Annotated in this window: 21 protein-coding genes; 14 read left to right on the top strand and 7 right to left on the bottom strand. The window is 71.8% G+C overall.

Annotation, left to right across the window (positions count from 1 at the left end):
- Positions 1-98: 98 nt before the first annotated feature.
- Positions 99-1,181 (bottom strand): LacI family DNA-binding transcriptional regulator, encoded by a 1,083-nt coding sequence (locus AB0B14_RS05040; protein WP_357521367.1) that lies wholly within the window; start codon positions 1,179-1,181, stop codon positions 99-101.
- Positions 1,182-1,365: 184 nt separating this feature from the next.
- On the opposite strand from AB0B14_RS05040, the gene AB0B14_RS05035 reads away from it, so the two are divergent.
- Genes AB0B14_RS05035 through AB0B14_RS05020 form a run of 4 tightly spaced genes read left to right on the top strand, consistent with a single transcriptional unit; the run spans position 1,366 to position 5,478 of the window.
- Positions 1,366-2,586: an extracellular solute-binding protein gene (locus AB0B14_RS05035; protein WP_357521365.1), complete on the top strand. Its 1,221-nt coding sequence runs from the start codon at positions 1,366-1,368 to the stop codon at positions 2,584-2,586.
- Positions 2,583-3,695 carry an ABC transporter ATP-binding protein gene (locus AB0B14_RS05030; RefSeq protein WP_357521363.1) on the top strand — a complete coding sequence of 371 codons (1,113 nt, stop codon included), beginning with the start codon at positions 2,583-2,585 and terminating at the stop codon, positions 3,693-3,695. The genes AB0B14_RS05035 and AB0B14_RS05030 overlap by 4 nt, the downstream gene beginning before the upstream one ends.
- Positions 3,692-4,591 (top strand): ABC transporter permease, encoded by a 900-nt coding sequence (locus AB0B14_RS05025; protein ID WP_357521361.1) that lies wholly within the window; start codon positions 3,692-3,694, stop codon positions 4,589-4,591. Before AB0B14_RS05030 ends, AB0B14_RS05025 begins: the two co-directional genes overlap by 4 nt.
- Complete coding sequence (locus AB0B14_RS05020; RefSeq protein ID WP_357521359.1) at positions 4,591-5,478, top strand: ABC transporter permease; 888 nt, start codon at positions 4,591-4,593, stop codon at positions 5,476-5,478. Before AB0B14_RS05025 ends, AB0B14_RS05020 begins: the two co-directional genes overlap by 1 nt.
- Before the next feature lie 19 nt (positions 5,479-5,497).
- Here AB0B14_RS05020 and AB0B14_RS05015 read toward each other — a convergent pair whose 3' ends face one another.
- From AB0B14_RS05015 to AB0B14_RS05005, 3 genes are all read right to left on the bottom strand, one after another.
- A complete protein-coding gene (locus AB0B14_RS05015) occupies positions 5,498-7,081 on the bottom strand; it encodes a gluconokinase (RefSeq protein WP_357521356.1) in 1,584 nt (527 codons plus the stop codon).
- A 139-nt stretch (positions 7,082-7,220) separates the two neighbouring features.
- Positions 7,221-7,757 carry a hypothetical protein gene (locus AB0B14_RS05010; RefSeq protein WP_357521354.1) on the bottom strand — a complete coding sequence of 179 codons (537 nt, stop codon included), beginning with the start codon at positions 7,755-7,757 and terminating at the stop codon, positions 7,221-7,223.
- Positions 7,758-7,875: 118 nt separating this feature from the next.
- Positions 7,876-8,091, bottom strand: coding sequence for a hypothetical protein (locus AB0B14_RS05005; RefSeq protein WP_357521352.1), 216 nt, complete (start codon positions 8,089-8,091; stop codon positions 7,876-7,878).
- Positions 8,092-8,354: 263 nt separating this feature from the next.
- Between AB0B14_RS05005 and AB0B14_RS05000 the strand changes: the two genes are divergently transcribed.
- The 5 genes from AB0B14_RS05000 to AB0B14_RS04980 all read left to right on the top strand — a co-directional run bounded on the left by AB0B14_RS05000 (position 8,355) and on the right by AB0B14_RS04980 (position 14,697).
- Positions 8,355-8,573, top strand: coding sequence for a hypothetical protein (locus AB0B14_RS05000; protein WP_357080246.1), 219 nt, complete (start codon positions 8,355-8,357; stop codon positions 8,571-8,573).
- Positions 8,561-8,821 carry a hypothetical protein gene (locus AB0B14_RS04995; protein ID WP_357080243.1) on the top strand — a complete coding sequence of 87 codons (261 nt, stop codon included), beginning with the start codon at positions 8,561-8,563 and terminating at the stop codon, positions 8,819-8,821. The genes AB0B14_RS05000 and AB0B14_RS04995 overlap by 13 nt, the downstream gene beginning before the upstream one ends.
- A gap of 253 nt (positions 8,822-9,074) precedes the next feature.
- Positions 9,075-9,722 (top strand): RNA polymerase sigma factor, encoded by a 648-nt coding sequence (locus AB0B14_RS04990; protein WP_357080353.1) that lies wholly within the window; start codon positions 9,075-9,077, stop codon positions 9,720-9,722.
- The gene (locus AB0B14_RS04985) at positions 9,722-10,921 is read left to right on the top strand and encodes a CU044_5270 family protein (RefSeq protein ID WP_357521350.1); all 1,200 of its coding nucleotides are present in this window, start codon (positions 9,722-9,724) and stop codon (positions 10,919-10,921) included. The genes AB0B14_RS04990 and AB0B14_RS04985 overlap by 1 nt, the downstream gene beginning before the upstream one ends.
- Positions 10,918-14,697, top strand: a complete 3,780-nt coding sequence (locus AB0B14_RS04980) for a S8 family serine peptidase (protein WP_357521348.1) — start codon at positions 10,918-10,920, stop codon at positions 14,695-14,697. Before AB0B14_RS04985 ends, AB0B14_RS04980 begins: the two co-directional genes overlap by 4 nt.
- Positions 14,698-14,830: 133 nt before the next feature.
- On the opposite strand, the gene AB0B14_RS04975 is transcribed toward AB0B14_RS04980, so the two are convergent.
- From AB0B14_RS04975 to AB0B14_RS04965, 3 genes are all read right to left on the bottom strand, one after another.
- Positions 14,831-15,544 (bottom strand): hypothetical protein, encoded by a 714-nt coding sequence (locus tag AB0B14_RS04975; RefSeq protein ID WP_357080233.1) that lies wholly within the window; start codon positions 15,542-15,544, stop codon positions 14,831-14,833.
- Positions 15,545-15,642: 98 nt separating this feature from the next.
- Positions 15,643-16,305, bottom strand: coding sequence for a response regulator transcription factor (locus AB0B14_RS04970; protein WP_357080230.1), 663 nt, complete (start codon positions 16,303-16,305; stop codon positions 15,643-15,645).
- A complete protein-coding gene (locus AB0B14_RS04965; RefSeq protein WP_357521346.1) occupies positions 16,302-17,486 on the bottom strand; it encodes a sensor histidine kinase in 1,185 nt (394 codons plus the stop codon). Before AB0B14_RS04965 ends, AB0B14_RS04970 begins: the two co-directional genes overlap by 4 nt.
- 143 nt (positions 17,487-17,629) lie before the next feature.
- Here AB0B14_RS04965 and AB0B14_RS04960 point away from each other — a divergent pair, with 143 nt between their 5' ends.
- From AB0B14_RS04960 to AB0B14_RS04940, 5 genes are all read left to right on the top strand, one after another.
- The gene (locus tag AB0B14_RS04960; RefSeq protein ID WP_357521344.1) at positions 17,630-18,619 is read left to right on the top strand and encodes a carboxymuconolactone decarboxylase family protein; all 990 of its coding nucleotides are present in this window, start codon (positions 17,630-17,632) and stop codon (positions 18,617-18,619) included.
- An 11-nt stretch (positions 18,620-18,630) separates the two neighbouring features.
- Positions 18,631-19,083, top strand: a complete 453-nt coding sequence (locus AB0B14_RS04955) for a DUF6220 domain-containing protein (RefSeq protein ID WP_357521342.1) — start codon at positions 18,631-18,633, stop codon at positions 19,081-19,083.
- Positions 19,080-20,819 (top strand): multicopper oxidase family protein, encoded by a 1,740-nt coding sequence (locus AB0B14_RS04950; RefSeq protein ID WP_357521340.1) that lies wholly within the window; start codon positions 19,080-19,082, stop codon positions 20,817-20,819. The genes AB0B14_RS04955 and AB0B14_RS04950 overlap by 4 nt, the downstream gene beginning before the upstream one ends.
- Positions 20,820-20,981: 162 nt before the next feature.
- Positions 20,982-22,427 carry a non-reducing end alpha-L-arabinofuranosidase family hydrolase gene (locus AB0B14_RS04945; protein WP_357521338.1) on the top strand — a complete coding sequence of 482 codons (1,446 nt, stop codon included), beginning with the start codon at positions 20,982-20,984 and terminating at the stop codon, positions 22,425-22,427.
- A gap of 279 nt (positions 22,428-22,706) precedes the next feature.
- Positions 22,707-23,321 (top strand): dihydrofolate reductase family protein, encoded by a 615-nt coding sequence (locus AB0B14_RS04940; protein ID WP_357065692.1) that lies wholly within the window; start codon positions 22,707-22,709, stop codon positions 23,319-23,321.
- The last annotated feature ends 22 nt before the right edge of the window (positions 23,322-23,343 follow it).

Below are 23,343 nucleotides of genomic sequence, written 5' to 3'. Positions count from 1 at the left end.
GTACGGACGCAGTGATGCGGATGAATGGGAGGTGCGCCGATCGTGTCCGGGGTGTCGCGGGCTGGGCAAGGAGTTGTCGTTTCTTGTCGCGCGTGCCCTCACCACAGGTGCGCCGCCGGGTTGGGCGTCGGCCGCTGCCGTACCCAGGGCGATCGGGCCCGACCCGGGCTCGGGTTGCGGGGGGCCGTGGAGTGGCGCACCACGAGGCGTACCGGGAGGACCATCGGTCGACCGGTGTGCCCGGGTGCCCCCTCGATCATCGTGAGCAGGTGTCGGGTCGCGGCCGAGCCCTCCGCGTACAGCGGTGCCGCGACAGTGGTCAGCCCGGGTGTGACGATGTCGGCCGCGACGATGTTGTCGAAACCCACGATGCTGACGTCGCCCGGAATGTCGACGCCCCGCTGACCGAGACCGCGGATGAGGCCGATCGCCATCTGGTCGTTGAAGGCGAGGACGGCGGTTGCCGGCCGGGCGCACAGCTCCTCGGCGGCCCGCTCGCCGCCGGCGATGGTCGGACTGAAGGGGCCGATCTGGCGTACCTTGATCTCCAGCTCCATGCCGGCCTCCAGCAGCGACCGCCAGCGGATGCCGTTGGGCCAGGAGGCCTCCGGCCCGGCGACGTACGTGATGTGGTCGTGCCCCAGCTCACCGAGGTGTTCGACGGCCCGGCGCACCCCCCGGGGGTTGTCCGTGACGACGCAGGGCACGTCGGCGATGGCGCGGTTGAGGACCACCACCGGCCGCTGCTTGGCGAACATCCGGATGGCCGAGTCGGACATCCGGCTGCTGGCCAGCACGATGCCGTCGACAGTCGACATGGTGCGTTCGATCGCCGCCCGTTCCAGCCGGTCGGACTCCTGGGCGTCGATCAGCACTGTGGTGTATTCGCTGTCGGTGGCCGCCTCCTGCGCACCGCGCACGATCTCGGCGTACACCGGGTTGGTGATGTCGGCGATGACCAGCGCGATCATGTGCGTGCGGGCGGTGCCGAGGGTGCGCGCCAGGGGGGTGGTCCGATAACCCAGCCGTTCGGCGACCTGCCGGACCCGCTCGGCGGTCTCCGAGTTGACGCGGCTCGGCCTGGAGAAGGCGCGGGACACCGTGGACGGTGAGACGTCGGCTGCGCTCGCGACGTCGTAGATCGTGACCCTCTTGTCGGGCGGCCTGCTGTGGTCGGGCATCTGCATGCTCCTCCCGGCTACGCGCCGTGATCATGGTATGACGGCGGTGCGGACTCGGCAATGCCCCCGCAACATTCCGGTGCCGCCAACGCATTCGCGCGAGGCAATACATGGCAACCCATTGCCGCCGCGGCACGCCGGCTGCCTGAATCAGCGGGATGACACCTGGCGGAGGGAACAGCTCATGGGTATGACGCGGCGCGAGGCTCTCCTGGTCACGGCATCGTCGCTCCTCGTGGGCGCGGTCGGGTGCGGCGCACCGGAGGGTCCCGGCAAGTCCACCGGCGACACCACCGGCGAGGTGCCGCAGCGGCCCGGTCGGGCCGTGACGCTCAACGTCCTCGACGTCGCCGGCAACCTGCAGCTGACCCAGGGGATGATCGACGACTTCGTGGCCAAGAACCCCGACGTGATCTCCCGGGTGACCTACTCGAAGGCACCGGCACCGGAGTTGGCCGGCAAGATCAAGGCTCAGCAGGGCGCGAACCGGGTGGACATCGGTCTCGTGCTGACCGGTGTGGACGGGCTGGCGGCGGGCATCGAACAGGGGCTCTGGCTCGACCTGTTGCCGACGTTCCAGGACCGCCTCGGCGGCATGCGCGACTACCTGGCACCGGCCGCCGCGATGCAGCAGCTCGCCGGCAACGCCGGTGTCACCGTCACCTACTACCCGTCCGGTCCGCTGCTCGAATACCTGCCGGCCCGGCTGGCCACACCGCCGACCAACGCGGCGGCCCTGCTCGCCTGGGCCCGGGCCAACCCCAAGAAGTTCCAGTACGCCCGGCCGGCCAACTCCGGCCCCGGCCGAACGTTCCTGATGGGGCTGCCCTACATCCTGGGCGACGCCAATCCCAAGGACCCCACCGCGGGGTGGGACAAGACCTGGGCCTTCCTCAAGGAGCTGGGCCAGTACGTGGACTACTACCCGTCCGGCACCACCGAGACGATGAAGAACCTCGCCAACGGCACGGCCCACCTGATCGTCAGCACGACCGGCTGGGACATCAACCCCCGGGTGCTCGGCACGGTGCCGAAGGAGGCCAGGATCGCCACGCTCGACGGCTTCCACTGGGTCACCGACGCGCACTACGCCGTGCTGCCCAAGGGCGTCTCGACCGACACGCAGGCGGCGGTGCTGGCCCTGCTGGCGTTCATGCTCACCCCCGAGCAGCAGGCCAAGGCGTACGACGAGGGCTACTTCTACCCGGGCCCGGCGGTGAAGGACGTCGGGCTCACCTCGGCGCCGCAAAAGAGCCAGGACGCGATCCGGGAGTTCGGCCGCCCCGAGTACGAGGCGCTGATCGCCGGCAACCCGACCGAGGTGCCGCTGGACGCGAAGAGCCTGGTGGCAGCGTTCAACCGCTGGGACCGCGAGATCGGCGGCGGGAAGGTCAAGCAGGGATGAGTGCCTTCTCCCAGCTGCGGTTGGACGGGGTGTCCCGTCGGTTCGGCGGTCAGGACGCGCTCACCGACCTGGACCTGACCATCGAGACGGGCGAGTTCATCGCCCTGCTCGGCCCGTCCGGCTGCGGCAAGTCGACGGCCCTGAACTGCCTGGCCGGGCTCCTGCCGCTGACCCGGGGGAGCATCTGGCAGGACGAGCGGCGGATCGACACCCTGCCACCGGAGCGCCGCGGCTTCGGCATGGTGTTCCAGAGCTACGCCCTCTTCCCGCACCTGACGGTGCGGGCGAACATCGCCTTCGGGCTGCGCATGCGGCGGCTGCCGAAGGAGGAGACGCGCCGGCGTACGGCGGAGGCGGTGCGACTGGTGCGACTGGAGGACCACGTCGACAAGCTGCCCGGTCAACTGTCCGGTGGGCAGCAGCAACGCGTCGCCATCGCCCGCGCCGTGGTGTTCGAGCCGTCGCTGGTGTTGATGGACGAGCCGTTGAGCAACCTCGACGCCAAACTGCGGCTGGAGATGCGGACCGAGATCCGCCGGCTGCACCAGTCGCTGGGGCTCACCACCGTCTACGTCACGCACGACCAGGAGGAGGCGCTCTCCCTGGCCGACCGGCTGGTGGTGCTGCGGGAGGGGCGGGTGCAGCAGATCGGGTCACCGCGCGAGTTGCACACCCGGCCGGCGAACTGGCACGTGGCCGACTTCATGGGCTACCGCAACCTGTGGCGGGGCCGGGTGGTGCGGCGCGACGGCGGCCGGGCCACCGTCGAGTCGTCCGGTCAACGCCTGCTCGGCGAGGCCGTGGGTGACCTCGTCGACGGTACGGAGGTGGTGGTCGCGGTACGCCCCGAGGACATCCGCGTCGACGGGGCCGGGGGGACCTCCAACGCCCTGTCGGCGACCGTCGAGGTGGTGGAATACCAGGGCCGCGAGTTGGCGGCCGAGGCGCGTACCGACACCGGCCAGTCGCTGCACCTGCGTACCGAGCAGCGGATCGCGCCCGGCGACCAGGTCAAGCTCGCCGTCGACCCGCAGCGGCTGCTCGTCTATCCCGCCGGCGCCACAGCGGACGCCGACCGTCTCGCGGACGCCCCGGCGGCGACCCGGTGAGCGCCGCCGGGCCCGGCCGACCGGTGGCGCACTGGCAACACCGGCTCGCCGAACGGGGCATCGACCGTCAGCTCCTCCTGTTGGTCCCGGCGCTGGTCTTCGTCATCGCCCTGTTCCTCTACCCGTTCTTCTACGGGTTGACGCTGTCGTTCCAGCCGACCGACGGCGGGCCGTTCAGCGACTACGCCCGGTTCTTCTCCGACGCCTACGAGCGGGGCACGATCTGGATCACGCTGCGGATCGCGCTGCCCGCCGCGCTCCTGAACGTCCTCGCCGCCGTGCCGATCGCCTACCGGATGCGCGGCCGGTTCCGGGGCAAGCGGCTGGTCACCACGCTGCTGGTCGTGCCGATCACGCTCGGCACCGTCCTCACCGCCCAGGGGCTGCTCAACTTCCTCGGCCCGACCGGCTGGTTCAACCGGATCCTGCTCGTCACGCACCTCGTCGACGAGCCGGTACGACTGACCCACAACTACTGGGGTGTGTTCTTCTCCCTGGTGATCACCGGTTTCCCGTTCGCGTTCCTGCTGGTGCTCTCCTACCTCTCCGGCATCGACCCCACCCTGGAACGGGCGGCCGCGACCCTGGGCGCGGACTGGCGTCGCCGGTTCACCCGGATCACCCTCCCGCTGCTGATGCCCGGCCTCGCCACGACGTTCTGCCTGACCTTCGTGCTGGCGTTCAGCGTGTTCCCGTCGGCCGTCCTGGTCGGCAACCCGGCCGGTGAGACACGGGTCATCTCCCTCGCCGCCTACCAGGCGGCGTACGAGCAGTACGACTACCCGTACGCGTCGGCGATCGCCATGATCATGGGCTTCGTCGAGTTGGTCGTCATCGCGGTGGTCCTGGCCGCGCGCAGTCGTTTCTACACGGGCGCCACCGGAGGCAAGGGCTGATGGCAACGACCACCCAGGCCCCACCAGCGCGACCCCCCGCCACAGACGACAGGCGGCGGCGCATCGCCGCCCGGCCGGCCGCCTGGATCGTGTGGGGCGTCGTCATCTTCTTCTTCGTCAACCTGCTGGGCGTCGTGGCGTCCGTGCTGGTCAGCTCGTTCGGCCAGCGGTGGTTCGACACCTGGCTCCCGGACGGCTACACCACGAGGTGGTACGGCCGGGCCTGGGACGAGTTCGCCCTCCTGCAGGTCATCGTCGTGACGCTGGAGGTCTCCGTACTCGTCGTGGGTCTCGCGCTGCTGATCGGCGTGCCGGCGGCCTACGTCCTCGCGCGGCGGTCCTTCCCCGGCAAGCGGCTGATCTTCCTCGTGTTCCTGTTGCCCATCCTCATGCCTCCGATCACGTACGGCATCCCGCTGGCGACGGTCCTCTACAAGTTCGGGTTGGCCGGGAACATGTCCGGGGTGGTGCTCGCCAACCTCGTTCCCTCGGTGCCCTTCGTCATCCTGACCATGACCCCGTTCATCGAGCAGATCGACCCGCGCATCGAGAGCGCCGCGCGGATGTGCGGCGCGGGTCTGCGTACGGTGTTCCTCCGGGTCCTCACGCCGCTGCTCGTGCCGGGCATCCTCGCCTCCGCGATCCTCGTCCTCGTCCGGACCGTCGGCATGTTCGAGCTGACCTTCCTGACTGCCGGGCCGGACTCGCAGACCCTCGTCGTGGCGCTCTACTACTCGATGTCCGCGTCCGGGATCCGGGCGCAGCAGTCGGTCGACGCCATGGCGGTCATCTACACGTCGATGATGCTCGTGTTGCTCGTCGTCGCACTGCGCTACGTCAACCCGACCCAGCTCGTGGCCCAGGTCAAGGAGGACCCCGAGCATTGACGCCCGGCGGCCGGCCCGGTCAGCCGTCCACCACGTCCCGGGACGCCGTGGTGGCCCGCCAGCCGACGCCCGGCCCGGCCGCCACCTCGTCGAGGATTTCGCCCACCCGGCCCACGACCGTGCGGAGTGCGGGCAGCTTCGCGCGCAGGCCGCGATAGGTCGCGGCAAGGGCCGGGTCGACCGCGACCGGCTCGGCGCGGGCGCTCTCGGGACTGAGCTGGGTGACGGCCTCCTGGAGGTCGGCGGCGAGGCCGATCGCGAAGAGCCCGAGCGCCGCCGCACCGAGGGCGGCGTCATCGTCCTCGCCCGCCACCTGGGTCGGACAGTCCAGGACCGCGGCCATCACCGCACGCCACAGCGGAGATCGGAACGCGCCGCCGGCCAGCCGAACGCTGCCGATCGGCGTCAGCTCGGCCAGGCGGTCCCGGACACCGCCGAGGTGCAGGCACACACCCTCCACCGCGGCCCGTACCAGATGACCGCGAGAGTGCTCGCTGCGCAAGCCCAGGTACGCGCCCGGCGGGCCGGGATCCAGCGCCGACGCCCGGTCGGCCCGCAGGTAGGGCAGCATCACCAGGCCGTCGCTGCCCGGGGCGACCCGTTCGGCGAGCGCCAGCAGCTCCGGCGCGGCGAGCTGGTCATCGGACGCCGGGCGGCTGTCGGGGTCGAGGGCGCCACCGGCCCACCGCACCACGTTGCCGCCGTTGTTGACAGTCGCGCCGACCACCCACGCGTCCTCGGTCAGCGCGGCGCAGGAGAAGATCTCCGCCGGGTCGACGAGCGGAGCCGCGACGACCGTCCGCAGCGCCCCGGTGGCCGCGAGCGTCAGACCGGCGACGGTGCTGTCGATCGCCGCCATGCCCAGGCTGCTCGACGGCCCGTCACCCGCGCCCACCACGACAGGTGTGCCGGACGGCAGGCCGACCGCCTGCCCGGCCGCCGAGGAGAGCCGCAACACGCCAGTCGTGGGCAGGACCGGGGGCAGTTGGCTGCCGGACACCCCGACCAGATCGAGTACGCCGGCGCTCCACACCCGCCGGTGCACGTCGAACATGCCGGTGCCGGACGCCGACGACAGCTCGGTCACCAGCGTCCCGGTCAGCCGATGGACCAGGTAGTCCTTCAGGCCGACCCACCACCGCGTCGCGGTGCAGAGGTACGGCTCGTGACGGGCGAACCAGATCAGCTTGCACAGCGGGCTGCCCGGGTGCACGGGCGTGCCGGTGATCCGGTGCAGCTCCCGGCTCTGGCCGGAGACCCGCAGGTCGCGGGCCACCTCCGCAGAGCGCGTGTCCCGTCCGGTCAGCAGCGGCGTCACCGGGCTGAGTGCCGCGTCCAGCCCGATCACGCCGTACCGGGGGGAGCTGACCGCGAGGGCCACGACCTCCGCCCCGGCGATGTCGGCGACACACGCGGACACCGCCGCCAGGGTGGCCGCCACCAGCACGTCGGGGTCCTGCACCTGCCAGCCGGGCAGCGGTTGGAGCAGCGGGTACGCCCGCGTCCGGACGTGTCGGGCGGAGCCGTCCAGCGCGAACGCGCCCACCCGCACGGCGGTGGTGCCCACGTCGACCCCGAGGATGACACGACGCTCCGGCCCCATGAGCACATGGTCGAGCGGTGTTCGACGGGTGGGCAAGCGGTTGCGCACAGTTGCCGTGTCGTGCGGCACGAAACAACCGCCAAGCGCCTCGGCTAGGAACCAGCAGTCAGCTGAGCGCGTTCCGCGAGTGTGGCGCGGGTCAGGCTGGCAGGGGAAAGGGGGCCCACTCGGGATGGTCGTCCCATCGGAGCCAAATCTCGTTTGGCTTTGGTGCCCCGTACACGGGGATAAGCAGTAGTTCCATGGAGGCTTGTGGGGGCACCTCGTCGGCCCGTGTGTCGCCCCTGACTACGCACTTGATGCGGGACTCGTCGATCTCGACGTTCCGTGCTGTGTCAGTACCAATATTCCTTAGCACGTAAGTGTTTTTTGACTTGAGCTCGCACCACCAGGCGACGTAGCCCGGTTTGGGGGAGGTCAACGCCTCGCGGGCGGCGCTCGTGTCGACGGGGAGACGGGACTCCCCCGCTTCCTCCCTGGCAGCCTCGAACGCGGCTTCGGCTAGCTCGACCTGGCGTTCGGCGGCGGCAGCCTGCCTAACCGCAGCCTGGGCTGAGATCTCAGAAGCCGATGCGGAAGTCTTGGCGTGCTTCAAGGCCCGCCAGGCAACGCCCGCGGCTCCTACCGACACTGCGAAAGCAGCCCACGCCGGCGCGTCTCCCCAGTCCACGGTCACGGGAGCAAGTATGGGGTGAGGTGTCCAGGCGGCGAGTGCTGCGGCCTCACGGCATCGGTACCAACGATGCGAGACTTTCTCGCGCCGGGGGCGCTCCGCGTTCGGGTACGGGCTGACCTCAGGCTGGAGTGTCGTCCTCGGACGGGCGCGGCTGGCGGTACTTCTTGATCCACGCTTCGACGTCCTCGGCCAACCAGACCTTCGTTCCCCGTAGCTCCTGGTACGGCTTCGGGAAGGTGGGGTAACGGGCGAGCTGCTGGAACCGCTGCCGTGAGACGCCCAGGCGCTCGGCGATCTCGTACGGCCCCATGAGCTGCCCCGGCCCTCGGTCCATAGCCCGAACGTAGAGCGACCCGCCCTTGCCTTTTGGCAATTGCCAGTTGACTAATCCGACCGAGGCGGCGACCGTGGACGGATGACCCGACAAGTGCCCTATGGCGAATACCTGGCGGCGGTAGCGATGACCCTGGCTCGCCGGCATCGGCCGGTGTGGTCGTGGATCAAGTGGCGCAACGTCTGCAGGTGTGGGAGCGAGCTGCCGTGCCGAGCCAGACACCGGATCCCGATCAACCGGGGTCACTGGCCGGGTGAGAGCCGATGACCGCACACGGGTCGGTCCTGCCGCTGTGGCTGTGCGAGGGATGCGACAGGCCCTGGCCGTGCGCCACGCGCCGAGGGGAGTTGCTGGATGAGTACGCCACGTCGCCGGTCGCACTGGCCGGCTACCTGGGATCGCACCTCGCCGCAGCCATGCGGGACATGTCCTGGGCTCCCGCCGACACCGTGTACCGCAGGTTCCTCGGGTGGTTGCCGTGAAGCCGGGAGACGTCGTGCTGATCGGGGCCGCCTGCTCGGTGCAGTTCTCGGGCGACCGGGCGCTGATGCTGCGTCTGGTGTCGATCGGCGAGACCGACCCGTACAACGACTGGATCTGGCTCACCGGGTACGTGCTCGACGCGAAGGGGCTGGCCACGGCCAAGCGTGAGCTGTACGTCCTGCGGGCCGGGTTGCGCATCCAACGGCGCGTGCAGCCGGGGCTGTCCAGTTCGCGCGTGATGGCCTGAGAGCGTGCCGGTTCGCAACCGGCCTTGGCCGCGCACGACGTCCATGAAGGAAGCGGGGAACGGGGTGCGGGCGGTGCGCCATGTGGCGGGGTTGCACCATGGCTTCCGTGGACGCCTTCGCCGGGCGTGAAGGGGATCGCTGTCATCGGGCGTAGAGGGGTGTCAGACGCATGACGCTCCCTGGAGGACAACAATCCATGACCGGAACCGTCTCGTGACCGGGCCACCCGTGTGTGCGGTCGCTCCCGGCTCCCTGGCCGGCACCGACCCGCCCGACGACCTCGGCGCGGTGGCCGACGTCGTCCTGATCAGGCTGTCGCGCGCCGAGCCGGAGAGGTTCGCGCTGCTCTTCGACAGGTACTACCCGGAGATCCACCGGTTCGCCGCGAACCGGCTCGGCCCGGCCGCCGCCGACGACCTGGCGGCGGAGACCTTCCTGATCGCCTTTGCCAAGCGGACCCGATTCGATGCGGGAGACCCCGCCGACGACGCTGCCCCGGCCGAGCGCGCACCGGGCGGGCACGTCCGGGCGTGGCTGTACGGCATCGCCACGAACCTCGTCCGCCGCCAGCGGCGGAGCGAGCGGCGGCGCTACCGGGCAATGGCCCGGGCACCGCAGGACCAGTCCGTCGTCGGTCACGACGAGCGGATAGCCGCGATGGTCAGTGCGCAGAGCGTGCACCGCGATCTGGCCAGGGCACTGGCCGCACTCTCGGCCCGGGACCGGGACGTACTCCTGCTCGTCGCGCTCGGCGAACTCACCTATCACGAGGTCGCGGCAGCCCTGGAAATTCCGTACGGCACGGTCTGTTCCCGGCTCAGCCGGGCGCGTCGCAAGGTGCGCGAGGCGCTTGGCGACACCGATCCGAGCGGCCACGATCGAGACCTGGGGGACCTGTGATGGACGACGTGCGGATGATTCGCGACGTACTGGGGAAGGCTCCGGCACCGTCCGCCGACGCGACGGCGCGGGCGAGGGCGGCCCTGCTCGTGCAGGCTCGGGCCGAATCCGCGGCGGGCACCGTGGCGTCGCCGTGGCGTCGCCGTGTCGCAGCGGTGCGTACCCGGCCGGCGGGCCGCAGCGACCGGCTCGGCGCTCGGTGGTGGCACGTGTCGCTCGGCGGGCTCGGCATCTCGGCTGCGGTTGCCACGGCGCTTGTCGTGCCGGCGATCCTCGGGCCGGCGACGGTTCCCGCCGGCCCGGACCGGGGTGGGGTGGGCAGCCTCCCCGCCACGGTCCCGATCGGCGATGGCGACGACGCCGGGACGGTGCTGCGGCTGGTCGCCGCGAACGCCCGGCTCGACCGGGCCGTCGAGGCCCGGCCAGGGCAGTTCATCTACCGGGTGGGCGAGGAACGGTCCCTGTCGCTGATCGGCGATATCGACGGTGCCGGGCCGCTGGCCAGGGTCTGGGTGGCTCGCCGGCACGAGATGTGGTACACCGTGGAGGGCCTGCGGACGGCGCGGATGCGCATCACCGAGGGGGTCAGCCGTACCCCGCTGACCCCGGCCGACGCCAAGCTCGCCCGCGAACTCGGGTACGACCTGACCGCCCCGCCGGAGGTCGAGGAATACGGGCCGGCGCCCGACTACCAGCCGCCCGCCGACTGTGCGAGCTGCCCGGCGGTCCGGGACCCGGGCGACGTCTACCGGCCGACGCCGGCGTACCTGGCGAGCCTGCCGACCGATCCGGCCCGGCTACTTGCCACCCTGCGGGAGGCGGTCGGCGACCAGAACAAGCACTCTCCCGACGCACAGGTCTTCACCAGGGTCCTGGACCTGCTTCGGGAGGTCGCCCCGATCATGCCTCCCGACGTTCGGGCGGCCCTCTACCAGGCGGTCGCACTGATTCCCGGAGTCGAACGGGTCGAGGGCCGGGTCGAACTGGCTGGTCGGCAGGGTGTCGCGATCGGCCGCGCCGGTGAGTCGACCGGGGACGAGACCCAGCGGGAGGAACTGGTCTTCGACACCGCGGGGCGTGAACTGCTCGGCTTCCGTTCGGTGCAGATCCGGACGGCGCGCGGCATACCGGCCGGGACCGTGGCGGCAGTACAGGTGCCCACGTTCACCATCGTCGACCAGGTCGGTGAGGTCCGATGACCGCCGGGAAGAGCTGGTTCCGGGTCGGCGGTGGACGGCGACTACTGGCCGTCGCACTGACCGTGGCGTCGCTCCTCACGGTTGTGCCGTCGTACGCGGCGGCCGGTGCCCCTTCGGCCGGATCGACGCGGGCAGTCGGCGACGGCGCGACGACCGGTGCCGGGCGGGGCGTGCCGAGGACCGCCGGCACGGTGACGCTGATAACCGGGGACGTGGTCCGGCTGGATCCGGAGGGCGAACCCTCGGTTGCGCCGGCTGCCGGGCGGGACGGGACCGCTCCGGTCCGGCCCCGGGCCGTCTCGTACGCCCGCTACCAGCGTGACGGCGCCTGGTACGTGGTCCCGACCGACGCCGTACCCCTGCTCCGGGCGGACCTGCTCGACGAGCGACTGTTCGACGTCACCGGCCTGTTGGCTCAGGGGTACGACGACAGCGCCAGTCCGGTGCTGCCGTTGCTGGTCCAGTACGCCGACCCCGGCCAGGCCCGGCGGGCGGTCCCGTTGGCGGGAACGAGGGCCCGCCGGGTGCTGCCCGGGTTGAACCTGACCGCGAACGACCAGCCGAAGGCGACGGGGGCCCGGTTCTGGGCGGACCTGGTCCGCCAGGCGAACCCGGCGGCCCGGAGCATCCGCGGCGGCGTCCGGAAGGTGTGGTTGAACGCCCGTTACCGGGCGAGCCTGCATCGGAGCGTCCCGCAGATCGGCGCGCCCACGGCGTGGCAGGCGGGCTACACCGGCAGGGGTGTCACTGTCGCGGTCCTCGACTCCGGATACGACACCGACCATCCGGACCTGGCCGGTCGGGTGTCGGCGGCGCAGGACTTCACCGGGACGGGGAGCGTCGAGGACCGGTTCGGCCACGGCACCCACGTGGCGGCGACCGTCGGGGGCTCGGGGGCGGCCGGTCGGCATCGCGGTGTCGCCCCGGACGCGAAGCTGGCGGTGGGCAAGGTCCTCGACGACTCCGGCGATGGAGCCGAGGAGTGGATTCTCGCCGGCATGGAATGGGCGGCCACGAAGGCCGGTGCGAAGGTGGTGAACCTGAGCCTCGGCGGCGCCCCGAGCGACGGCACCGACCCGGTCAGCCAGGCGGTCGACCGGCTCAGCGCGGAACACGGCACCCTCTTCGTGGCCGCCGCCGGAAACAGGGGGGCGTACGCGCCGGTGTCGGCTCCGGCCAGCGCCGACGCCGCGCTCGCGGTCTCCAGTGTGGACCCCGCCGATCGGATCAGCGAGTTCTCCAGCCGGGGACCCCGGGTCGGGGACGGGGCACCGAAACCCGAGCTGGCCGCGCCGAGGGAGGCGATCCTGGCCGCCCGGGCGACCGGGGCGTACCCGGGGATCGCCGGCCACCCCGACCACGTGCCACTCTCCGGCACCTCGATGGCCGCACCGCACGTTGCCGGGGCGGCGGCGATCCTCGCGCAGCGGCACCCCGAGTGGACCGGTGCGCAGCTCAAGGCGGCCCTGGTCGGCGCCGCCGCGCCGGCCCGGGAGTCCCGGGTCTTCGACGTCGGCGCCGGCCGGATCGACGTGGCCCGGGCCGTCACCCAGCCGGTGCGGGCCGAGGTGGCGTCCCTCGCCATGGCTCTGCCCTGGGGGGCGCCGGGCGGCACCCGGCAACTGACCTACCGCAACGACGGGTCGACGCCTGTCACGCTGCGGCTGGCGCTGAGCCTGGCCGACACCGCCGGCCAGCCGGCCCCGCCGCAGCTGGCGACGCTCGGCGCGAGGACCCTCACCGTGCCGGCCCGGGGCAGTGCCGCCGTCCCGGTGCGGTTCGCCGGGCGGCAGCGGGCCGGGACGTACGGCGGGGTCGTGGTCGCCACCGCCGGTGCGACGAGCGTGCGCACCCCGGTCGGGGTACGGCAGGCCGCCGAGACGCACGAGGTCACCGTCCGACTGCTGGACCAGCAGGGCCGGCCCAGCGACAGCGGCGCCACGATGGTGGTCGGCATCGACGCCCAGAACGCCGGTTTCCGGGACTTCGTGTCCGGATCGGGTTCGGTGTCGGTGCCCGCGGGGCGGTACGCCCTGCTGTCCAGCGTCTATCTGCCGCCACCGCCGAACGGCGGGCTCCGGACCGCCGTACTCGGTTATCCGGGTCTGACACTTGCCGACGACACCACGGTGACCCTGGACGCCCGGTGGGCCCGGGCGGCACCGCTGGGCGTGGCCGACGAGCCGGCGGCGACCGAGGGGCTGCGCGATATCGTCATCGGCGCGCGGTGGTCCGGCGACCCGATCAACACCGGCATGTTGAACATCGTCGAACCGGGCTTCGGTGAGGTGCTGGTGGGCAGCGCACCCGGGGTGAGCGCGGAGGAGTTCAGCCTCACCGACATGGCGGTTCTGGAACGGCCGATGCTGCAACTGTCGGCGACCGCACCGGAACGGTTCCCGGTTCGGGTCGGCTGGCTCTGGAAGCCCGGGCCGACACCACCCTTCGAGGGGACCGCGCGACTTCCGGTCGTCCGGCTCGTGGTCGGTCCGACCGGCGAACTGCCCGACGTGGACGTGGCAGACGCGCTCGCCGTGCTCACCTCCTCTGCCGATGAGGCGGAACCGTTCGCACTGGCCCCGGTGGTACGCCAGCTTCAGCAGCGGGGCGCCCGGATGGTGTTGATGGCGACCGGGCAGTTCGGGTGGCCGGGCGAGCCACTCGCCCTGCCGACAATCAGCTCGGGACCCGGACACCCGGGGCTGGACCGATTCGTCGAACTCGCCGGTGCGGGGACACTCACCGCGACCGTGACCGGAAAGCCGGTCAGTCCATACCGTTACCAGCTTGGCTACCAGGTTCGGGGCGGGGTCCCGGCGGACCTGGCGTACCGGCCGACGACCGGGGAACTGGCCGCCGTCCCGACCAGTTACCACGACGCGGGCGAGGGGGTACGGCAACTCCGCGCGAGTCTCCGGCTCGGTGACGAGCACTACGGGTTGTTTGCGTCGATGCCGGTGTTCGCGCCACTGCGGCGTACCGAGTACTACACGCCCGGCAGTTGGCGGATCTCGCTCGGAAACGACATCTTCCCGGCGGTGGCGAGGACGGAGCTGAGGCTGCGGCCGGGGGCCAACTCGGCGGCTAGTTGGGATAAGGCGGTGGTGGGGCCGGCGTTGACCGGGCCGACCGTGGACAACGTCGGCAAGCCGTGGGTGAGCCGACAGGGGGACGTGGTCGACGTGATGTTGCCGATGTTCACCGACTCCAGCGGCCATCCGAGACCCACCGACGCGTTCGATGACGGCACCACGGGCAGCACCAGCCTGTACCGGAACGGGCAGCTTCTCGGCACCGTCGCCGAGCCCGGCCGGGGGCAGTTCGTCGTACCGGCCGCAGCTGCGACGTACCGGCTCACCGCCTCGGCGACGCACCACTCGCCGACCTGGCGGTCGAGCACGACGGTCAGCGGGTCGTGGACCTTCCGGTCCGCCACGGCATCGGGCCGGCAGCCACTGCCGCTGCTGGGCATGCTCCTCGACGCACCTGTCGACCTGCGCAACACCGTGTCGGTCGGTGACCGCCGACCGGTGCGGATGTCGGTGCACCGGCAGGACGGGGTGGCCGGGCGGCCGGTGGTGACGGTGACTGTCGCCGCCTCCTACGACGACGGCCGGAGCTGGCACGCGGTGCCGGTCAGCCGGGACGGTGCAAGCTGGCTGGCGTTGGTGCCACACAGCCGGGCCGGTCACGTGTCGCTGCGGGCGAACGCCGCCGACGCGGACGGCAACGCGGTGGAGCAGACGGTGCTCCGGGCGTACCGGGTCGGCGGCTAGCGCGGTGGGTGGGGATTCCGTCGGTCCGGCGGTGGCCGCGGAGTCCCCACCGTCTCCGGCCGTGGGCAACGGGGCCGTCCGATGCCCGACGACGAACGGACCCGCTGGCCGGTCACGTAACGCCCGGGGGCGCTCAGACCAGGAACTCCTCCCGCATCCGCGCGCCCAGGTTGATGCCGCCGACGGCCCGTGGCCCGGCCGGATCGTGCACGGCGACCGTGTTGTTGCGGCGCATCAGCTCCCGGACGGCGGGCGGCAGCCGCGGCGGGTCGTCCATGGCCGCGAGGACCTGCCCGGCACTGGAGATCAGTCGATCGGCCAGGGCGGCGGCGTCGGTGTCCACCCGCACCCGGCCGTACTCCCAGCCGGCGGTGGTCAGGTCGAGCACCTCGAACACCCGGGTCAGCAGCGGGTTCGGGTCGGTCACCCGGTCGAGCCGGGGTGCCCGGCTGCCGACCACCGTGACAGCGGCGGCCACCTGCGCGTACGGGTGGAAGCCGGACGGCAGCGCGAACAGCGGCCAGCGCAGTGCGGGACCGGCCTCCCGCCACAGCGGCCGGTAGTTGCGGCGGTGCACCAGCAGCCGCCGGCCCGTCCGCCGGTGGATCTCCTGTGCCTGGGACTGCAGGTCCACGTGGGCCTCGTCGGCGACCTGACCCACGATCTGCGCCGCCACCACCAGGCCGTCGTCGCTGTCCAGCGTCGTGGTGAGCGCCTCGACCTGCTCGGTGAACCGGATCCGCGCGTGGGGGCCGTACCGGGTCTGCACGTCGTGCAGCAGCGCCTGCTGGCGTCCCGGATCGAGCTGGACCCGCCTGCCGCCCAGCAACCGCCGGAGCCAACGCATGTCGCCTCGTTTCAGCAGAGCCGTCGTCGGACGGCGGCAATGTTAGTGCGTCGGCCCCACCCCGTGTGCCGACGGGTGCCCCCGGACCGCGTTGACGATCATCGACGGCGGGGCGTGACGAGTCCCGACTCGTACGCCCACACGACAAGTTGGGCGCGGTCACGGCAGTGCAGCTTCGCCATCGCCCGATTGACATGTGTCTTGGCGGTCAACGGGCTGATCACCATCCGCGCGGCGATCTCGTCGTTGCTCAGCCCGCCCGCGACCAGCTCGACGATCTCCTGCTCGCGGGCGGTCAGCACGTCACGCCCGGCCGCCGGCTCGGCCGGCGGTGGGCCGGACACGAACTCGCTGATGAGCGTCCGCGTCACGGCCGGTGCGAGCAGTGCGTCGCCGCGAGCCACGACGGCGATGGCCTGGAGCAGGTCGGCCGGGTCCGCGTCCTTGAGCAGGAAACCGCTGGCACCCGCGCGGAGGGCGGCGAAGACGTACGAGTCGAGCCCGTAGTTGGTGACGATGAGGATGTGGATCGCGGCGAGGTCGGGATCGGCGGCGATGCGGCGGGTGGCTTCGATGCCGTCGAGTCCCGGCATCTGCACGTCCATGAGCACCACGTCCGGGCGCAGCCGTCGCGATAGGTGGACGGCGGAGGCACCGTCGGCGGCCTCGCCGATGACCTCCAGGTCGTCCTCGGCGTCGAGCAGGGCCCGGAATCCGGCTCGCATCAGGGCCTGATCGTCGGCGAGCAGAACCCGGATCATCGGGACTCCGCGACGCGCTGAGCGGGCTGGACCGCACGCGAGCGCGCGGTCCTGCCGGGGCCGTCCAGCGGGAACGCGGCCCGTACCGTGAATCCGTGGTCGTCGTTGGCGGCGGCCCGCAGGGTACCGCCGAGCCCGGTCACGCGTTCCCGCATGCCGCGCAGGCCCACGCCCGGTGTGACCGGGTGAGCCGGCGACGCGTGGCCGTCGTCGGTGACCGAGACGGTGAGCTGCGCCGGGGCGTACTCGACGTGGACGTGTGCGGTGGCGGGGCCGGCGTGGCGGGCCACATTTGTCAGTGCCTCCTGGACGACCCGATACCCGGCCTGGTCGATCTCGGCGGGCAGGTCCCGTGCCGGGCCGCTGACGGTGACGTGCACCAGCACGCCGGCAGCCTGGGTCCGTTCGACGAGCTCGTCCACCCGGGCCAGCCCGACGTGGTCCTCGTCGGCGGGCGAGCGCAGGACGTCGAGCGTGGTGCGCAGTTCCCGCATCGCGGCGCTGCTGGCCTCCTGGATCGCCAGCAGGGTGGCCGACGGCTGCTCGCCGTGTTTGCGCGCGAGGTGCACCGCGATCCCGGCCTGCACCTTGATCACCGAGATGCTGTGGGTCAGGGAGTCGTGCAGGTCGCGGGCGATGCGCAGACGCTCCTCCCCGGCGCGCCGCAGCGCCATCTCCTCGCGGGTGCGTTCGGCCTCGATCGCCCGCTGCTCGACCTGTTCCAGGTACGCCCGGCGCTGCCGCGCCACGAGCCCCGCGACGTTTGCCGCCACGAACCAGCCCAGCAGCAGAGCCGTCCGCTCGGCGACCAGGTCGCCCGGTCGGCCGGCGGGCGCCATTGAGATGTCGCGGGTGAGGAAGCTACCGAGGAAGACGAGGCTGGCCACGGCGGCGGCCGCTCGGCGCCCCCGCCAGGCGGCGACGTAGACCGCGCTGAGCACGGGAAACGCGGCGGACACCCCGGGGTGCACGCGGACGTGGACGGCCAACATGGCGACGGTGACCACGGCCAGTGCCACCACCGGATACCGCCGGCACACCGCCAGGGCGACTGCCATGGCCAGGACCAGGGCGACGTCGAGCGCACCGACCGTGGCGGCGTCCGGGGTGAGCGCGGCGTTGCCGAGCAGGAGGCCGCCGAGGACCAGGCCACCGAGGGCGTACGGCAGATCGCGACGCATCGCCGAACTGTAGAACGGGTTGTCCGGGTGCGACATCCACCGACCGCGGTAGCCGGACGTACCGCGGACGCGGTAGCGCCGACCGGCCAAGTGCCTGCGGCGGCACGACGTTTTCCCAGCTCGCCGGGACGATCATCGAGCCCATGACATACCGCTTCACCACCCCAGTGAGAGCGTCGGCCGCGACCGGCCGGACCGCGCAGGTCTACCGGCAGATGTCGGACGACTTTTTCGGGCCGCTGCCCACCTTCCAGGTGCTCGCCGCCGTGCCGGAGGTGCTGGCCGCGACCTGGGCACTGATGCGTGAGGCGCTGCTCGCCGGCGACGCGTCCCGGGTCGAGCGCGAACTCGTCGCGGCGGCGGTGTCCCGGGCCAACCGCTGTCAGTTCTGTGTCGACTCGCACGCGATGCTGCTGCACGCGCTGGGCCAGCCGAAGCTGGCCGAGGCCATCGTCCGGGACGGGACACCACCGCAGCCGGGGTACGCCGCGCTCGTCGGTTGGGCGCAGGCGAGCCGTAACCCCACCGCGTCCGCCTGGGCCAGCCCGTACCGCCCGGAGGTCACCGGCACCCTGCTCGCCTTCCACTTCATCAACCGGATCGTGTCCGCGCTGCTCAACCCCGATCTGCTCCCCGGCGGCCTGCAACGCTCCCCACTGGTGCGTTCGGTCGGCGGCTGGCTCTCCGCGAAGACCGCCCGGGAACCGAAGGAACCCGGCCGGAGCCTCGCGCTCCTGGACGCGGGTACGGCGGCGGCACCCGGTTGGGCGGGGGACAGCCCGGTCGGCGTCGCCTACGCGGCCCTGACGGACGCCGCCACACGGGGCGGGGGCCTCCTGGGCGACGTGGCGCGCCAGACCGTCACGGCCACCGTGCGGTGGGAGGACGGGCGGTTTCCGGCCCGGCCCGCGGACTGGGCCGTCGACCTGGTCCGGGACGTGCCGGGCGCCGATCGCGTCGGCACGAGGATCGCCCTGCTGGCGGCGTTCGCGCCGAGCGCGATAAGCGTCGGTGACGTCGCTCTCTGGCGGTTGTCCCACCCCGGCGACGCCGACCTCGTACGGCTCGTCGCGTACGGGGCGATCACGGCCACCGAGCACATCGCCCAGGCGCTGACCTCGGCGCACCTCTAGGAGAGACCACCATGCGTAAGGCATTCGTCGGCACCAGTGCCCTGTTGCTCGTCGCGTTCGTCCTGCAGTTCGTCTTCGCCGCCGTGGGTGGGTTCACGAAACCCGTGGGCGACGACTCGTACACCCTGCACAGCGTCAACGGCATGGCGGTCATCCCGGTCCTCACCCTGCTCACCGCGCTGTGCGCGGCACTGGCCAGGGCGCCGGGTCGGCTCATCGGCCTGGCGCTCCTGCCGATCGGTCTCGTCGTCCTGCAGGCGCTCCTCGCCACGCTTGCCAACGCGGCCACCGACGCGGCGGGCGTCAGCACCCCGCTCGGCCCGATCATCGGTGGGCTGCACGCCCTCAACGGGATCATCGCCGTCCACGTCGTGGTCGCGGTCCTGCAGGGGGCTCGGAAGCTGACCGGCCCGCAGCCGGCCGACTCCGCCGGCGACGTCGTACGCAGCGGGGAGCCGGCATGACCACCGGCTCGCTGCTCGTGGTCGACCTCGTGATCGCGGTCCTCGCGGCCGCCGGTTGGCTGGGTGGCGGCGCCGCGGCGGCCGTCCGGCGCCGCCCGCTCGCGCTGGCGCTGGCGGCCGTCGCGCTGCTCGCCACGCTCGCCCGCGCGATCACCATCACCGCGCTCGCCCGCGCCGGTTGGTGGTTCGCGGCGGAGAAGGTCCTCGTGGCCGCCCCACTGTCGCTCGCGGCGGTGGCCGCGGCCGGGCCGCGGTGGCGAGCGGTCCCGGGCGACATCCGGTCCGTCGCGCCTGCGCTCCTCTTCGCCGGGTACGCCACGAGTGGCGCCCTGCTCGTGACGGTCCTGCACGGCTACCCGGCGTCGGTGGGCGCGGGACTGCTCGCGGTCGCCGGGGCCGTCACGGCGACGGCCGTGTCCTGGCGCGCTCTGGGTGTGCGCCCGTCCCGGCTGCTGTCCCGGGTGGCCCTCGTGGTGGCGGTCGGCGCGCTGGTGACCGGAGTCGGGCTGACCGTCGGCCCGGACGCCACGCCCGCCGTACCCCATGACCATGGTTTTCGGGACGCGCGGACCAGCGACGAACCGACCCGGCGGTTCACCCTCACGGCCGGGACCGCCACGGTGCGCGCGAGTGGCCGGGACGTCGCGGCGTGGGCGTTCAACGCCCAGGTACCCGGGCCGGAGCTGACCGCCACCGTCGGCGACGTGGTGGAGGTGACGCTACGCAACCGGGACATCGGGCGCGGCGTCACGCTGCACTGGCACGGGTACGACGTGCCGAACAGCCAGGACGGGGTGCCGGGCGTGACCCAGACGGCGGTGCGGCCCGGCCAGGAGTTCGTCTACCGGTTCCGCGCCGACCAGGCCGGGACGTACTGGTACCACACGCATTCGGTCTCCGACGTCGGCGTGCGGATGGGCCTCTACGGAGTCCTGGTGGTCCGCCCAGGGCCGATGGCCGGCCTCGACGTCACCGTGCCGGTGCACACCCTCTCCGGCCTTCCGCTGCCCGCACCACGAGTGGAGCCGGTCCAGACGGGCGTGCCCGTGCGGCTGCGGCTGGTCAACACCGACAGCACGACGCACCGCTACGCCCTGGCCGGGACGGCGTTCCGGGTCGCCGCGATCGACGGCTCCGACCTGCGGGGTCCGACGTCGCTCGTGGACACCGCGGTGCTGATCCCGGCCGGGGGGCGTTACGACCTGGTCTTCGACGCGCCGGCCACGCCTGTGGCGTTGTTCGTCGACGGACGGGCGGTCTACTCGACCGGGCCGGTGTCGGCGGCGACGGGCGACTGGCCGGTGCTGGATCCGCTCGACTACGGCACCACCGTCGCGGTGCCGTGGTCCCGGTTCGACCGGACCTTCACCCTGGTTCTCGATCGTGGCCTCGACCTGCACGACCTGCTGCCCCGCTACGCGCACACCGTCAACGGCGCGGCCGACCCGGACATCCCGCCGCAGGTCGTCCGCCTCGGTGACGTCGTCCGGTTCACGATCGTCAACCGGTCGCCGACCGTGCACCCGTGGCACCTGCACGGCCACCACGTCCTGGTGCTGTCGCGCGACGGGCGGCCGGCGGCCGGCAGCCCGTTGTGGCTGGACTCGTTCGACGTCCGGCCGGGCGAGGTGTGGGAGGTGGCGTTCCGGGCCGACAACCCGGGGGTGTGGGCCAACCACTGCCACAACCTGGCGCACGCCGACGCCGGCATGACGATGCACCTGATGTACGCGTGACCCGCCCGACCGGCACCGGAGATCGAAACCCGCCACTTCGAGGTTGAGGGTATGGGAGCGCTCCCGTAACATACCTGTCGCGGCCTGTTAACGCTCACAAAAGCCACCGAGCCAGCGACCACCGCCAATGTACGGGCCGCCGTCCCCTCAGGAGGGTGTTCTATGACCAGATCCAGATACACCAATGTCGGTCTGGCGTCGGCCGGCGTTGCCCTACTCGTGTCGGCGTCGGTTGTCGCGGCGCTGCCGGCCGGTGCCGCGGCGGCGGGCTGTTCGGTGAACTACGCCGTCTCGTCGCAGTGGCAGGGCGGCTTCGGCGCCAACGTGTCGATCACCAACCTGGGTGATCCGGTGACCAGTTGGACGTTGACGTGGTCGTACGCGGCCGGGCAGACGGTCACGCAGGCGTGGAACACGTCGCTGACGCAGAGCGGCTCCGCGGTCACCGCGAAGAACGTGAGCTACAACGGCTCGATCGGCACCAACGCCACCGTGTCGTTCGGTTTCAACGGATCGTGGACGGGCAGCAACCCCGCGCCGACGAGCTTCGCCCTGAACGGCGTGACGTGCGGTGACGGCACGCCGCCGACGACCCCGCCGCCGACCAGCCCGCCCCCGACGGATCCGCCGCCGACGAGCCCGCCGCCGACCACTCCACCGCCCACCACGCCGCCCCCGACGACCCCGCCGCCGACCCCGTGCGACCTGCCCTCGACGTACCGCTGGTCGTCGACGGGCGTGTTGGCCACCCCGAAGTCGGGTTGGGTGTCGCTGAAGGACTTCACCGTGGCGCCGTTCAACGGCCAGCAGCTCGTCTACGCGACCACGCACGACTTCGGCAAGAGCTGGGGTTCGATGAACTTCAGTCTGTTCTCGAACTGGTCGCAGATGGCCTCGGCCACCCAGACCGGGATGAGTTCGGGGACGGTGGCGCCGTCGTTGTTCTACTTCGCGCCGAAGAACATCTGGGTGCTCGCCTACCAGTGGGGTGGGCCGGCGTTCTCCTACCGGACCTCGACCAACCCGACCAACCCGAACGGCTGGTCGGCGCCGCAGACGTTGTTCACCGGGAGCATCACCGGTTCCGGCACCGGGCCGATCGACCAGACGCTGATCGCCGACGACACGAACATGTACCTGTTCTTCGCCGGTGACAACGGCAAGATCTACCGGGCCAGCATGCCGATCGGGAACTTCCCCGGCAACTTCGGCAGCAGCTACACGACCATCATGAGCGACACGCAGAACAACCTGTTCGAGGCCCCGCAGGTCTACAAGCTGAAGGGTCTGAACAAGTACCTCATGATCGTCGAGGCGATCGGCTCGACCGGCCGGTACTTCCGCTCGTTCACGGCCACCAGCCTGAACGGTTCGTGGACGCCGCAGGCCGCGTCGCAGAGCAACCCGTTCGCCGGCAAGGTCAACAGTGGTGCCACCTGGACCAACGACATCAGCCACGGTGAGCTGCTGCGCACCAGCGCCGACCAGACCATGACTGTCGACGCCTGCAACCTGCAGTTGCTCTACCAGGGTCGTTCGCCCAGCTCCGACGGCACCCCCTACGGCCTCCTGCCGTACCGGCCGGGTCTGTTGACCCTGCAGCGCTGACCCTGCCTGACCGCGAAACGGGCGGGCTCGGCGTTACGCCGAGCCCGCCCGATCGTGCGTCGGCCTGGCACCACTCGGAGGTTTCGGCCCACTTCTGGCGGGGCCGGCCCGCACTTGCGAGACACGCCCGGAGTCCGGGACCCGATCGTCGCGCACCGCGCTTCCCACCCTCGGGGTGCGAAACGCCGAAGTCGTCCCGAGGGACGGACGCTGACGGCAGAGTTTGGGATGATGCGCCGGTCTAACTGCGACATCACCTGAACTGAAGGGATTCCCCCGATGGCACCTGTCATCTCCACGCTGTTCATCTCGGCCGACGGTGTGGCCGAGATCGACCCCGACTGGCACTTCCCCTACTTCGACGACAACATGGGCCGCGCCGTCACCGAGGACTACGACACCGCCGACGTGCTGCTGATCGGCCGGGAAACCTACGACAGCTTCGCCGGCGCCTGGCCCGGCCGGGAGGCCGCGGGCGGGGAGGACGCGCCGTTCGCCAAGCAACTCGGCGACATGCGCAAGGTCGTCGTCTCCCGCCAACCACTGGAGTTCTCCTGGCGCAACTCGGAGCTGATCGCCGGTGACCTCCTCGACGCCGTCCGGTCGCTCAAGGCCGACGACGGGGTGCGCGGCATCCTCATCCCCGGGTCGATCTCCGTCGTGCAGCAGTTGCTCGCCGCCGGGCTGGTCGACGAGCTGCGGCTGCTGGTGCACCCGGTGGCGGCGCGCAAGGGCCGCAGGCTGTTCGACGAGGGTGACACGGCGTACCACCTGCGGGTGGTGGCGACCGAGGTGTTCCCGACGGGTGTGCTCCGGGTGATCTACGCCCCGGGCGCGGCGCCGGGTGCGGTCGGCTACGACGACGTCAAGGACCAGGTGCCGGCCGGACAGTAGCCGCCCTTCGCGAAGAGCGTCG

Source organism: Micromonospora sp. NPDC049171, assembly GCF_040648275.1.
Classification (GTDB): domain Bacteria; phylum Actinomycetota; class Actinomycetes; order Mycobacteriales; family Micromonosporaceae; genus Micromonospora.
Note: the sequence above shows the minus strand (reverse complement) of the source record. Positions and strands in the feature narration are given on the sequence as shown.